Source organism: Streptomyces sp. NPDC033131 (assembly GCF_055578365.1).
In genome coordinates, this window is record NZ_JBVIPA010000035.1 from 1 (window position 1) to 12,945 (window position 12,945).

The window sequence follows — 12,945 nt, forward strand, 5'->3', positions numbered from 1 at the left end:
CAGCCCGTTTCCGCACACGGGAAGACGTCGCCAGGTTCCTCGGCCCCGACAAGACCGAGATCAAACCGACGTGTTGATTCCCGGCAAGCCCTTAGATGCAATACCGGTGACTCTGGGCTTTCCGGGTCGTTGAGTGGGGTTTGCCAAGGCCCGGACAGGTGAAGTCGTCAGCAGGTGTGCAGTTCTCGGATCGGATCGCGCTCGGGGTGCTCACGCGAGCATTCCCGCCCGAGTTGGTCGATGAGGTGGTTGCGGAGTGCGGGCGGGTCGAGCAGCGCCGAAGGCTGCTGCCCGCGCGGGTGGTGGTCTACTTCGTGCTCGCGACGTGCCTGTGCTCGGGCCAGGGTTATGAGGAGGTCGCACGGCGTCTCACCTCCGGGCTTCACGACGAGCGGCGGTGGGAGGGGACCTGGCGGGTCCCGACCACGGCGGCGATCGGCCGGGCGCATCTGCGGCTGGGCCCCGAACCACTCAGGAGTTGTTCGCCCGGGTGTGCCGACCCGTGGCCACTGAGACGACGGCCGGGCCTGGTACCGCTCCTGGCGGCTGGTCACGGTGGACGGCACCACCTTCGACCTGCCCGATACGCAGGCCAACGACGCGTTCTTCGGTCGTCCCGGATCCTTGCGCGGGCCGGGGCGCGTTCCCGCAGGCGAGGGGGGCCGGGGTGGTCGAGTGCGGCACCCACGCGGTCTTCGCCGCCGAGGTCGGCCCGCTGGCCGAGCACGAAACGATCCTGGCCCGGCACCTGTTGCCCCGCCTGTCGGCGGGGATGCTGCTGGCCGACCGAGGCTTCGTCGGGCGCACACACTGTTCGATGAGAGCACGGCCTTCCCCATCGAACTCGCAGTCGCCGCTTGACCGTTAACCACCTGAGGTGTCTGATGCGGCACCAGGTGAACGGACTGGCCATGCAGCAAACGGGCACTGCAGTCATCCGCTGGTCGCACCACTTCGTCGGCCGTCAGACGGAGCCGAGTCGGCCCTCAGAGCGACGCTCGGAGCCCCCGTGACTGGGATCTTCATTACTGAACGGGCCGAACAGCAGTTCATCCAAGCCAAGGACCGCCAATGCAGCAGATCCAGCACGCCAAAGAACCCACCGTCCACCCCGGACGATTACGCGCCGCATGGCGGGCGGCCCACAAGCCCGTTGCCGGAGTGTCACGACGGATTCGACTCCTGGCTTACGCCGTGCCCTTGGCCGTCCTTACCTTCCAGTATCTGGCGGCTCCCGGCCGCGTTCGGCGACGGTCGCGGACTCGGCGAACGGACGTACGTCGTCTTCCTGTCGGTTGTGTCCGAAGTCTTCGCGTTCGCTGCGATCGGTCTGATCGCCCGCTGGGGTGAGGTGTTCCCGCGCTGGGTCCCGTTCCTTCGCGGCCGCCGGGTTCCGAAAAGGGCGGCCGTCCTCCCGGCCACCATCGGGGCCGCGAGCCTCACCCTCCTGTTCACCCTTTTGTTCATCGCCTCCGAGGTCAGGGGTACCACGATCCGAGGTGGCGACCTGCCGGCCGACTACCCCAGCCAAGCCGGCGGCTGGGAAGCTGCCTGGTTCCATTTCTGCTACGCGCCGCTGACCCTGTGGGGGCCGCTGCTAGGCGTGCTGACCGTCGCGTACTGGAAGCGCCGTTCCGCGGCCGAGAGGTCACCTGCAGCAACGTGAGATCGCCGTCGCCTTGATGCTCACTCCGGAGATCAGAGCCGTAGGCGAGCAGTGCCGAGAACTCGCTTCGGCAAGCGTCTGCTGGCGGATTACTTGTTTCCCGGCCTCCAGGGCCACGTGTGGCATCAGACATGACCGTCGCCAGCCACCCTGACGGTCGGCTGACTGTTCCGCGCTGGCGGCCACAACAGTGCCGTCATTTGTCGCCGCCATCCATGAGCCGGCTGGTCACCGACTGGCGACGCAACCCGTCGAAGCGCGAAACAGCTGGCACGCGCCTGCGCTTCTCAGTCTGCCGAGTCGGTGGTGGACCTTTTGCGGGCCCTGCACCGTGATGATGCTGCTTCGGAGGCAGGCTGGCTGATCGATGAAGCGGCCTGCCCGACTGCCGCCGTAAGGTCCTGGTCAGGCTTCTGCTGGAGCACGAGGAGCGCGCCTACGCCCGCCGTCACAAGCTGATGACCGGGCCCTCGACAAGAAGGGCCTCAAGGTCCTGGACACCGCCGACATCTACGCCGCCGGTGCCAGCGAGCGCATCGTCGGCACCTGGAATGCGACTCACCCGGACGCGGACGTCCTCATCCAGACGCAGACCGGCGTCACGGCCGAGGGCCCGAACCGAGTCGACTCAAAGGGGTGTCAGACGGGGCTTGAGTGGGTGTCAGGTCCATCATGCCTGTTCGGAGGCGTTTCAGGTAGGACGCATGGCACGTCCGTTCGACCTTGTGGCCGCTGGTACCACGCGCCAGACTCGTCGTCATCCACTCTCCGGCCAACCTGTCGGCAACCTTTATCGGTTGTCGGCGAGTTCGCTGTGCTGTCTCGCCGTGTGACGTGCACCGGTCGGGGATGGGGGGACGAAGGGGATCGATGGATCGGGACATGGTTGTACTGGCGAGGGTCAGGCTGCTCAGTGCCAACAGGCGGGTGGTGCGCGGTGCCGAGGGGCTGTGGATCTACCGCCTTCTGACACAGGTCGAGCCGGAGACGTACGGGTCGAAGCTGGCGTATGTCCTGGTGGAGGCGAGCGCGTCGCCCCTGGTGCGGGAGTTGCCTGAGCGACGGTTGGCCCTGTTGGACGAGGCCGTGGAGGTGGCGAAGGCCCTCGGTACGTCGAACCCCTACCGGGCGAAGATGCTGGCGAGGGCCCTGGCCGCCAGGCAGCGGGAATTGGAGGGCCGCCCGGCGCAGCCGCTCGCGTCCGATCGGCGGGAGCATCGGGTGGCCCTCCAAGAAGAGCCGCAAGAACGCGCATGACCCGGTGGGTGTCGGGCGTTGACTCCCTGGACGGTGAGGAAGGGAAGGGCCCAGCCCCGCTGTCTGGATGGAGCGGCGCCTGATTCCTCGGATGTGCAGCTCGGGGTGTGGGGGCCCGACCAGAGTCGGGCCCCCACACCCCCGATGCCTGGCACTGGGGGTAGGGGCCGTACTTACCTATCGGCAGGTACGGTTCGATGAACGTCCATTGCTCGTCGAGTCCTGTGGCGCGTCCTCCGCCGCCCTGGAAGTAGATCTTCTCCGGCAGCGGCTCCGGGTCGGGCACTGAGGCGGCAAGCATCGGTTCCGGCAGTGTCCACGTCACAGCCGCGTGCCATCCGCCCCGACCGGCAGGTCCGCAATTGGAGCGCGGGCACCCCCGACCAGGCCCGGCCAAGGCAGGTGAGCTCCCGGGGCGGCGCGATGCGGCCAGCATGTGAGGCGAGATGGACGACCTCGGAGCTCACTGGGCCAACGCGCGGTCTGCGCACTCCGAGATGGGGATGAGAGGTGCGTCGGGGCGTCGTCGGATACGCGCTGGCTTGAGCGGCAGTCGGAGCCTGTCTTCCTCGATGTCCTGCTCTGCTTCGGCCGGGCTTGGTACGGCGAGGCAACCTAGGGTTCCTGCCCGCACACTAACGGTGCGCGCGGTGTGATGTGGTTCACATCGGCAGCCTGTCACGTTCGGTGCGGGTTGCTTGTCCCATGGGCGTCACCGGTACCGAAGCCGGTGTTCGACCTTGGGAGATCCGATGAACAACGGCCACCACATCGTCGTCCTCGGCGCCGGCTACACGGGCTTGTTCAGCGCCATCCGGCTGGCCCGCCGCACTCGCCGGACCGGCGTGAAGATCACCCTGGTTAACCCCTCGAGCCGCTTCGTCGAGCGGCTGCGGATGCACCAGATCGCCGCCGGGCAGGAGCTGGCCGACCATCAGATCCCCGACCTGCTCGCCGGGACCGGCGTCACGTTCGTCCAGGGCACCGCCACCTCCATCGACCCCGAGGCCCGGCAGATCACCGTCGACGGTGCCGGGACCCTCGGGTACGACACGCTCGTCTACGCGCTGGGCAGCTCGACCGACACCGGCAAGGTCCCCGGCGCCGACACCCAGGCGTTCACCCTCGACAACCCGGAGATCGCCGGCCGGTTTGCCGCGCGCCTCACCGAGGTCGCCGCCTCTGGCGGCACGGTCACTGTCTGTGGCGGCGGCCTGACCGGCATCGAGGCGGCCACCGAGATCGCCGAGAGCCACCCCGGCCTGGACGTCACGCTGATCAGCCTGGACGAGCCCGGCGGCATGATGGGCGCCAAGGCCCGCACCTACCTCTACGACGCGCTGGATCGCCTCGGCGTCACTCTTGAGACCGGCGCCCGCGTCACCAAGGTGCTGCCCGACGCCGTCGAACTGGCCGACGGCCGGCTCGTCCGCTCCGACGCGTGCCTGTGGACCACCGGCGTCAAGGTGTCGCCGCTCGCCGCCAACGCCGGGATCGCCACCGACGACCGCGGCCTCATCCTGGTCGATGCCACCCTGCGTTCGGTTTCCCACCCGGAGATCCACGCCATCGGCGACGCCGCCGCCGTCCGCCTGGCCTGGGGACAGATCCACGGCACCTGCCAGAGCGGCCTGCCCACCGCCCAGTACACCGCCGACACCATCGCGCGGCTCGTGCGCGGCAAGGCCGTCAAGCCGTTCCGCTTCGGCTACTTCCACCAGCCGGTCAGCCTCGGCCGCCGTGACGCCGTCATCCAGTTCACCAAGGCCGACGAAACCCCCCGCCGCATGCACCTCACCGGCCGCAGCGCCGTCGCGTACAAGGAGATGGTCAGCGGCAGTCCGCTCACGACCTACCGATTCAGCAAGCGTCTGAACGTCACCACCATCGTCTCCAAAGGCGGCCGCGCCACCCGCAAGCCCGCCGCATGACGGGCGCATCGGCTCCCAGCGTCATGATCTCGGGGCCTTGCCGTCCTGGTTGCGGCGCTGGCAGCATGAGTTGATGGTCGACGCCAGGGACGAGCAGGACCCGTACATCGAACACCGCAGGCTCATGTTCGCCACCGCCTACCGCATGCTGGGCAGCGTCACCGATGCCGAAGACGTCCTCCAGGACACCTGGCTGAGCTGGAGCACCGCGGACCGCGACAAGATCCGCCACCCCAAGGCCTACCTGGTGCGCACGGTCACCAACCTCTCGTTGAACCGCCTCACCTCCGCACGGGCAACCCGCGAAACCTACATCGGGCCGTGGCTCCCCGAGCCCTTGCTGACCTCCCCCGACATCGCCGCGGAGGCCGAACTGGCCGACAGCGTCTCCACCGCGATGCTGGTCGTCCTGGAAACCCTCAGCCCCGTCGAACGCGCCGTCTTCCTGCTTCGCGAGGTCTTCGGCTACTCGCACGCCGAGATCGCCGAAACCCTCGAACGTCCCGAGCCGACGGTCCGCCAGATCGCCCACCGCGCACGCGAGCACGTCCAGGCCCGCCGCCCCCGCTTCGACGCCGACCAGACCCAGCGCCGGCAGGTCACCGCCCAGTTCATAGAAGCCTGCGCGGGCGGCAGCCTGAACGCCGTCATGGAGCTGCTCGCCCCCGAGGTCACCGCATGGTCCGACGGCGGCGGCAAGGTCACGGCCGCCCGCCGCCCCCTCCACGGCACCGACCACGTCGCGCGCTGGATCGTGGGTTTCCTGGCCAAGCCCGAACTGGCCGCCCTGACCATGGAGCCGGCCGTCATCAACGGTGAGCTCGGCGTCCTGGCCATCCTCAATGGACACACAGTCGGCGCCCTCTCGTTCGACCTCGTCGACGGCTGCATCCAGAACCTGCGCTTCCAGGTCAACCCCGAAAAGCTCAGCGGCCTGACCCCCGACAACAGCTTGGCGCTGCCCTGACGGTTTTCAGGGCTCTGGCCGCAGTTCCGTGAATCCCCAGGTCAGCGAAGTGAGCGAGCGAGCGTTTCGGCAGAGTATGTCCCGGCATGGCGAGCAAGACGGTCGAGGCCGTGCTGTTTCCTGGGATTGACAGCACCTTCCGATGGGCCCTGCACATCTGGCCCCGGACGTGTCCTGCTTCCAGTGGTCCCGGGCCGCTGTGGAGGCACTGGACGCCGACGCCATCTGGGCCGCGATGCCCTCCCCGCCGATCTCCGAGGGCTCGGCGGCGGACCGGATCGCCGACGCGCTCGGCACCCCGAACGTGATCGGTAAGAAGGCGAACGTGACGGCCTTCGTGGTCCGGCGGTTCGTCGGCCGGAAGCTGCCCACCGACCTGAGCGCGAACCCGGGCCGGCACGCTGCACCACCCTGGCCAGGTCACCGAGGTCTGCGCACGCAAGGACCTGGCGGACCTGGTCACCGCCGACACCCCGCTGGGACCGGAGCAGGCCGCCGCGCGACTCGGTCTGCGCAGGATGGAGTTCGACTGGGGGCAGCTGCGTACGGTCGGGAAAGGCCGGCGCTCCTCGCTCGCGACGCTGGCGAAGCAGGCCGCCGTGGCGTGACGACGACGGGCCCCGTTCGTTGAACGGGTCTGCGGAGCAAGAGACAAGCCTCCGGGGCCGGTTGAGCCCCGGAGGCTTCGTCGTCCCGTCGTCCCGTCGTCCCGTCGTCCCGTCGCCCCGCCGAAAGGACCGCCTGCCGCGCTCCGGGGCCGTTGAGCGGTACGGGCGCGGGTTATCCACAGGCCTCTACGCGATCAGCGGTTCCTTCGTACGCTGCCCGAGTCGATCACACGGGGATGCGGTACGGCGTAGTGGTGGAGGAGCTCGCGGTGGACGTCATGGCGCGGCTGCCGTACGACCGAGCCCGGAAGGAGGTGCTGGCGCTCCTGGAAGTCACGCTGATGGATCCGAGGGGCCTGGCCCGATGTCCACGATCCGGGCCTCGGTGATCTCCCGCAACTTTGGTGCGGTCAGCGAGGGTTGGGTGACGGCGTCGGCCGCCTGACTACAGTGTGGCCCACTGGAGGCCGCGATGAGGACGTCTGTCACTTCTGGGCATGACGCGACCGCCAGGACGCACGCGTGTGCGGTGGTCAGGCCCGGCCGGATGAGTCAACGATCTCAGGGTTCCGTGCATACCTGACCCGTGGAATCCCTGTGGATTCGTGCGATGGCGAGGATTGGCCGGAAAGAACCCCGGGGTCCCCGGCTTATCGGTCCGGACCATTGACCGACTGCCGCCGTGCCGGGACGCTGTTGCACGCTGCCGGACCGGACCCGGTGCGTGAATCACGTTCACTCATATGAACATCCGGCCCGTCTACACCGACACTTCAGCCCCACTGACCTCCCCAGCCCCCCACCTCTCGCGGACCAAGGCCTCGGACATCATGTCCCGGCGGACACAGAATGTGTAGTGCTTACGGTCCCGGCTGACCTTGACGCCGAAGGTACCAAGCGGCAGCAGGGCAGGGTCCACGAGTTCGTAGTGGGTGCGGAACTCTGGCTCGGCGGCCGCCAGCTCCGGGCGCAGCTCGAACGCCTCCGTATTGGACAGGTGCCGAAAGTATTCGTCCAGATCCTGCAGCAGGTCGGGATGGACGTGGCTGGCGACGATGAGTTGCTTGGCGCGGATGCCGCTGGGAACAGATGTCCAGCGCGTGAGTATCAGGTGCGCATCAGGCAGCTCATCAGCCTTCCCCCAGGAAGTGCTGAATCGCGGCATACGCATCACGCTGCGCTAATAGTTCATGTTTGTCCAGTGTGGCCCAACGCACGTGGGGCGGAGCCGGGCGCGGAGCGTTGGTGGTGAGGGCGATCTCCGGGCGGGGCTGGAGCGGCGCCGGTCCTGGGTGTCGTACTGGTAGGTGGTCTTGTACTTGGTGAGGTTGTCCCCTTCATCGGTTCGGCGGACGTGACCTTCACCGGCTCGATATCGACCACGCCTGCCGTTCGGCCCAGTTCCGCAGGGCCGTACGGCAGGCGTGGTCGAGGTGGTGCAGACCAGACAGGTCCAGTTCGATGGGGCGGTCCTGAGGTCTCCGGCATGCCCGGCCCTCATCAGTTCGGTCCCTAAAGGCTGCCCACTGCCTTCCGTGGGCCTTGGCTGGGTGAAACCGATCAGGAGGAGGAGCGGCGATGCGGCGGGACCTGTCCGTGTCCGGCGCCCCAAGGGCGGACACGCCTACGTTCGACGACCGACACACCCCTCCGGCTCGGGCCGCACGGCCGTGGTGACCCTGGTCGGCGGCAGTCGCCTCGGTATTCACCCTCGCCCAGCTACTGTTCGTCCCGCCGGGTCTGAGCCTGGGCTGGGACGAGGTCATCTACGTCAGCCAGCAGCTCGCACTCGCCGGCCACCGCTTTCAACGCCCCTCGTGCCCGGGGTGTGTCCGTGCTGGTGTGGCCGGTCGCCGCCTGGACCTCGTCGACCACAGCGCTGCGGGTCTACCTGACCGTCGTTTCCGGGCTCGCGCTCTTCCTCGTAATGCGGGTGTGGCGCGGAAGGCGTCCGCCTGGCGTTCCAGCGTTTGCCGGCCTGCTCTCCTGCAGCCTGTGGGTCACCGCCTTCTACGGCCCGCAGGCCATGCCCAACCTCTGGGTGGCCCTCGCCGGTCTGGGCACGGTCGGCTGTTTCCTGCGCGCGGGGGCCGACCGCGCCGCACTGTGGGGGCTGGCCGCGTGCGCCGCCGTCATGGCGTTGATGCGGCCCACCGACGCGGTCTGGCTCGCCGTGCCGCTCACCGCCGCCTCCCTGCTGGTACGCCGCTGGCGCCGCCCGGCACTGTTCGCGGCCGTTCTGCTCGGGCTGGTGGCGGGCGGGGCCCAGTGGGTCGTCGAGGCGTACACCAGCCAGGGCGGACTGACCGCACGGTTGGAGCGGGCCAGCGAGATCCAGGGCGGCCTCGGCTGGAACGTCGCGGTCGGTGACCGGCTGCGAACCCTCGCCGGCCTCAGCATCTGCCGACCCTGCAACGCGCCCTGGCCGAACCCCGCCCCGGTCGAGTGGTGATTCGCCCTGCCGGTCATCGCCGCGGGCGGCGTGGCGCTCGCCGTCAGGTACCGCAGAGCCCACGACACCCTGCTGCTCACGGCGTGCGCGGTGACGTCGGCCGTTCCGTACCTCTTCTTCGTCGGCTACGCAACCCCCCGCTTCCTGCTGCCCACCTACGCACTGCTCGCCATCCCGGTCGCGGACTGCCTGGCCATCGGCGCCGCCCGCCGCCGGTGGCGCCCCGTCACCCCGTCACTGGTCGCCCTGGCAGTGATCGGGCACCTGGCCATCCAGTACGTCGCCCTGTCTCACCTCGCCGTGCGCACCGAGGCCCGGCACCGTGACTGGGCGCACATCGCGGACGGCCTGCACCCGAGCTGGGCATCCGGCCTCCCTGCCTGGTGAGCGGCCCGGCGACGGTCCCGATCGCCTACTACGCCAAGCGCCTGTCCATCGCCACCCACGGGCCGAACGTCACCATCACCGTCGCCGGTATCCGGGCCGCCGCACAGCACCAAAACATTGCCGTACTGGTCCCTCCCACAGACAGTCCGCCCGGATACGCCGCCAACTGACCCTGGCGCCCACTGCCCGCGCCGCCGGCGCTCGCCGGATACCGCGTGTGTACGCCGCCGAAGACGACGGTCTCATCAGGCTCCTCCACCGGCTGACAGGTCAGCCAACTCACGTCACGGAGCAAGATCACCTCAGGGGTTCGGTGCGGCCTCGTCCTCTTCTGGCCGGCGGACCGAGGATTGCTACCGAGGATTGCTGTGCCCGGCCACAGTCGGGCCGTGCGGATCGCAGCGGCGAACCGGACGGCCTGGCCTTGATCTGGACGTGATCGCGTGGAGCCGCACGGCCACTCGGCCGTCGGACGCATTTTGGTGGGCGCTGTGCTCAGCAGACCTGGAGATACGCGGTGTCCTCCGCGTTCCGAAGCGTCACACCGTCACGGATGTCGTGGCATGAGAACCGCTCCGGTACCGCCGTCGCAGACCGCCGCGTACGCGTGCGGGATGTCGTCGCGTTCCATCGGGCGGAGACGACGTGCGCGTCCAGCCGGTGGACGAGGAAGTCGCCCACACTGGCAAGGAGTTGGTGGTAGCCCTCTTCATCCAGGTGTTCGGCCGCATGGCCGGGCTCCCAGACTCACCCCCACCAGCAGCAGCGCCGGGTCGGCGGTGACCGAGACTGGCCGGGACAGGCCTGCCTCCTCCAGTACCAGCTTCGACTCCTCATCGCGCGCCGTCACCTCGGTGGCGTCGGAGAGCGTCGTACGGACCCACGCGCAGTCCGCCTCGTCGGTGAGCGGACCGGCGCCCACGGCATAGGCGAAAGCGGGAGCGCCGAGATCCTGGGCGGTACGGGCCAGCCGCAAGTAGCGGCGCGCCTCGGTATCGTAGAGGATCCCGCCGCCCCCGAGTACGAGCACGCTGAGCCGGCCCAGATGCCCGGAGATCCGCTCCCGGCACACGCCTTCCCACCCGACAACCTCAATGTCCGGATGGACACTGCGGCTGTGCCCGGGGTCGCGGGAGAAACCCACGACGTGGGCGTCCGGGCGCCCAGTGATGGGGATCTCTGAACTCAACCAGTGCCGCTCGTCACCCCACTCGCTCCGTCGTTCAACAGAGTGGGGAAACCTTGGAGTCACCACCCCACTGCAAGGCAGTCGCCTGTTCGGCGGCCGCCAACGCCAACCTGTCGCGGGCGCGTTGCATGCGCGGAGCGGGCGGCGTGGGGGCATCGGCGAGGAAGTTCGGGTGTTACGGTGCGTTTGACGCATTTAGGGTGTAGTTACTGCAAATATCTCAGTACGAGCGTGCGAGTAAAGAGGAGGAGCCATGTCTGTGATCATGACGGTGGAGGTCACCGCTAGCGATCCGAAGGCGGTGGAGCAGTACGCCTCGGCCAACACGGAGAAGATGCAGGCTGTCCTCGAAGCGGCGAAGCGTCATGGCCTCATTGCCCACCGCTTCTACGGATCCGACGACGGCGGCAGCTTGATGGTGCTCGACGAGTGGCCTGACCGGCAGAGCTTCGAGTCGTTTTTCCGGGAGCAGGAGTCCGAGATCCGGCCGATGTTCGAAGCCGCAGGAGTAGCAGCGCAGATTGAGCCGGCATTCTGGCGGGAACTCACGACACACGACGCCTATGGTTGGGGCGTCTGACCTCGGCAGCACCATCCAGGCCCGTGCTCCACCAACTCGGCTGGCGGCCCCCCACGGCAGGTCAGCCAACGTGTTCGCCGTGGTGAGTGCGCTGACTTCCCTCAGCCGCCGATCCTGCCCTGTGTCTGTGTGGCGGTGAGTCCTCCGCAGCCCGTCGTACTTCTGCCAATTCGTGACGCCTTGTGGCGTCCGCTCGCGGTCAGGTGCCAGATGAGTGGGGTGATCCACTGAGCAGGTGTGGGTCATCCCGAGCAGCGGGTGGGCCGTACTCAACGAACCCCATCACCAGCCCGGATGCGGTCCAGCATGGCGGTGAGGATCGCCTCACCGCCCAGATTCCGCCCATCGTAGGACCCCGGAATCCTGCGGTCACACTGCTGCGGTCATCCATCTCATACCCTCGTGTGCATTCCTGCCACCAATAACGGCACCACAGGCGAAGCGACGGCCCCGACGGTTCCGTTCCTCCTCGAACTGGCCGGAGCCCAACATGTGCCATGTAAGGCCGAGTTGTTGAAGCTGCTGGCAAGCATCTGTTGGCGGCCGTCACCGCCGCGTTGTGGACCGCGGTCGGCACTGCCGCCTCCACCGGTTCCTTCCTGGTCTCCCAGGCCATTTTGGACGGGCGCCATACCGGCGTTCCGCTCACGCACCCCGGGTGTCCCGGGCGCTGGTGGCATCCGCGTTGCTGGCTCCGGTCTGCACCCTGGTCGGCCCGGGTCTAGGCGTTCTGCTCCGGCATGCCGCCGGGACCATGGTCACCAGCGTCTTCACCCTGCTGATGCTGCCCACCATGTTCTCGGAGAGCAACCGCTGGTCGGCAGACATCAAGCACGCGATGGTGTCGGCCGCCTGGAAGCGCCTGGTCCAAACCTGGGGGCCGGATCCCGGATCCCTGGGCTACACCACCACGGTCCCCGGCTCCTGGATTGTGTACACGCTGTGGCCGCTGATCACGGTCGCACTCGCCGTTCTCGTCGTGAGGCGCCGCGACGTGTGAGTGTGCCTCCAGGCCGCGACATGTGAGTGCAGCAGGCCGACGGCCCGCCGCCTCGTCCACGTCGCGTACTGGCCGGCCCACACAAACGGAAAAGTTGGCACGTCACCGACACGTGTGGTGTGGGTTGCCAACCAATTCGGGCTCCAGCGGCAGGGGCACCACGGGAGCGGAACAAGACGATCACCTGCCTCATCCTCGCGGACCAGAAGATGATCAAGGTTATTCGGCGCCGCCTTCCGCCTTGTTCAGCATCTGCGCCAACAGCAGGGCTCCCCCTGCCACCGCCCCCGCGGCCAGGAAACCGCGAGAGGAGCGCCAGGACAGCACCGACCACCGCGACTGCGCGGAGAACAGCGATCCCGTGCTGAGCCACGAGCCGGTTGAGACCAGCGACAGGGCAGATCCGATCGAGCCGACCGACAGAGCGCTTCCGATCGAGCCGATCGACAAGGCCGAACCGACGGACCCCACAGACAGTACCGATCCCACCGAGCCGATCGACAACACGGAGTCCTGGGACCACAGCGACAGCACCGAACCAGAAGAGGCACAACCGATCGACCGCTCGGGCGTATTTGTCATGAGGCCATCCTGCCCGATGGTCACCCTGTCTCGCTGTTCCGGCCGCCGTCCTCAGGTTCTGACCGTCAGGTACAGCCACCCCCCAAGTACTGACATTCGTCGTGTCCTGGGAAGCATCTTCGTATTCGGCGGGACTCAACCGCACCACATCGTCGACGACCCGTCCGACCCCTTCGGGGCCACCGTCTCCAGCCCGGCAAGCTTCCCCCGGGCCCGGAGCCCCACACTCAGCGTCCCGGCACCACCCGACCCACTGCACAGGAGGACCCCGTGGCATCGGAGGTCAACAAGCCCGCGTCAGGGCAGACCGGCTCAGCCGGGGTGGG

12 protein-coding genes and 2 pseudogenes are annotated in these 12,945 nt (G+C 68.2%); 10 read left to right on the plus strand and 4 right to left on the minus strand.

All coding sequences use genetic code 11. The annotated features are described in order from the left end of the window. Positions 1 to 245: 245 nt before the first annotated feature. The 5 genes and pseudogenes from ACZ5XS_RS33770 (at position 246) to ACZ5XS_RS33790 (ending at position 5,821) form a co-directional block, all read left to right on the plus strand. Positions 246 to 821, plus strand: a complete 576-nt coding sequence (locus ACZ5XS_RS33770) for a transposase domain-containing protein (RefSeq protein ID WP_468657961.1) — start codon at positions 246 to 248, stop codon at positions 819 to 821. Between the two features lie 250 nt (positions 822 to 1,071). After that, positions 1,072 to 1,666, plus strand: a pseudogene (locus ACZ5XS_RS33775) (hypothetical protein). An 882-nt stretch (positions 1,667 to 2,548) separates the two neighbouring features. After that, positions 2,549 to 2,923: a hypothetical protein gene (locus tag ACZ5XS_RS33780; RefSeq protein ID WP_468657809.1), complete on the plus strand. Its 375-nt coding sequence runs from the start codon at positions 2,549 to 2,551 to the stop codon at positions 2,921 to 2,923. Positions 2,924 to 3,675: 752 nt separating this feature from the next. Further along, positions 3,676 to 4,854, plus strand: a complete 1,179-nt coding sequence (locus ACZ5XS_RS33785; protein WP_468657811.1) for an NAD(P)/FAD-dependent oxidoreductase — start codon at positions 3,676 to 3,678, stop codon at positions 4,852 to 4,854. 73 nt (positions 4,855 to 4,927) lie between these two features. Continuing rightward, positions 4,928 to 5,821 (plus strand): RNA polymerase sigma-70 factor, encoded by an 894-nt coding sequence (locus tag ACZ5XS_RS33790; RefSeq protein ID WP_468657813.1) that lies wholly within the window; start codon positions 4,928 to 4,930, stop codon positions 5,819 to 5,821. A 1,368-nt stretch (positions 5,822 to 7,189) separates the two neighbouring features. Here the strand turns inward: ACZ5XS_RS33790 and ACZ5XS_RS33795 are convergent. Next, the gene (locus ACZ5XS_RS33795; protein ID WP_468657815.1) at positions 7,190 to 7,594 is read right to left on the minus strand and encodes a hypothetical protein; all 405 of its coding nucleotides are present in this window, start codon (positions 7,592 to 7,594) and stop codon (positions 7,190 to 7,192) included. A gap of 164 nt (positions 7,595 to 7,758) precedes the next feature. Next, positions 7,759 to 7,907 (minus strand): annotated as a pseudogene (locus ACZ5XS_RS33800) (SulP family inorganic anion transporter); the annotation flags it as partial. Between the two features lie 356 nt (positions 7,908 to 8,263). On the opposite strand from ACZ5XS_RS33800, the gene ACZ5XS_RS33805 reads away from it, so the two are divergent. The 3 genes from ACZ5XS_RS33805 to ACZ5XS_RS33815 are packed head-to-tail and all read left to right on the plus strand — an operon-like array spanning position 8,264 to position 9,438. Further along, positions 8,264 to 8,881, plus strand: a complete 618-nt coding sequence (locus tag ACZ5XS_RS33805) for a hypothetical protein (RefSeq protein ID WP_468657817.1) — start codon at positions 8,264 to 8,266, stop codon at positions 8,879 to 8,881. A gap of 30 nt (positions 8,882 to 8,911) precedes the next feature. Then, complete coding sequence (locus tag ACZ5XS_RS33810; protein ID WP_468657819.1) at positions 8,912 to 9,268, plus strand: hypothetical protein; 357 nt, start codon at positions 8,912 to 8,914, stop codon at positions 9,266 to 9,268. Next, positions 9,265 to 9,438: a hypothetical protein gene (locus tag ACZ5XS_RS33815; protein WP_468657821.1), complete on the plus strand. Its 174-nt coding sequence runs from the start codon at positions 9,265 to 9,267 to the stop codon at positions 9,436 to 9,438. Before ACZ5XS_RS33810 ends, ACZ5XS_RS33815 begins: the two co-directional genes overlap by 4 nt. 539 nt (positions 9,439 to 9,977) lie before the next feature. On the opposite strand, the gene ACZ5XS_RS33820 is transcribed toward ACZ5XS_RS33815, so the two are convergent. Then, positions 9,978 to 10,652: a polysaccharide pyruvyl transferase family protein gene (locus tag ACZ5XS_RS33820; RefSeq protein ID WP_468657823.1), complete on the minus strand. Its 675-nt coding sequence runs from the start codon at positions 10,650 to 10,652 to the stop codon at positions 9,978 to 9,980. A gap of 58 nt (positions 10,653 to 10,710) precedes the next feature. Here ACZ5XS_RS33820 and ACZ5XS_RS33825 point away from each other — a divergent pair, with 58 nt between their 5' ends. Together ACZ5XS_RS33825 and ACZ5XS_RS33830 are read left to right on the plus strand one after the other, a co-directional pair. Further along, positions 10,711 to 11,037, plus strand: a complete 327-nt coding sequence (locus ACZ5XS_RS33825) for a hypothetical protein (RefSeq protein WP_468657825.1) — start codon at positions 10,711 to 10,713, stop codon at positions 11,035 to 11,037. 658 nt (positions 11,038 to 11,695) lie between these two features. Beyond that, on the plus strand, positions 11,696 to 12,037 hold the full coding sequence (locus ACZ5XS_RS33830; RefSeq protein ID WP_468657827.1) for a hypothetical protein: 342 nt from the start codon (positions 11,696 to 11,698) through the stop codon (positions 12,035 to 12,037). A 219-nt stretch (positions 12,038 to 12,256) separates the two neighbouring features. Here the strand turns inward: ACZ5XS_RS33830 and ACZ5XS_RS33835 are convergent, their stop codons facing one another. Continuing rightward, entirely contained in the window at positions 12,257 to 12,619 is a 363-nt protein-coding gene (locus ACZ5XS_RS33835) for a hypothetical protein (RefSeq protein ID WP_468657963.1), read from the minus strand. Between the last annotated feature and the right edge of the window lie 326 nt (positions 12,620 to 12,945).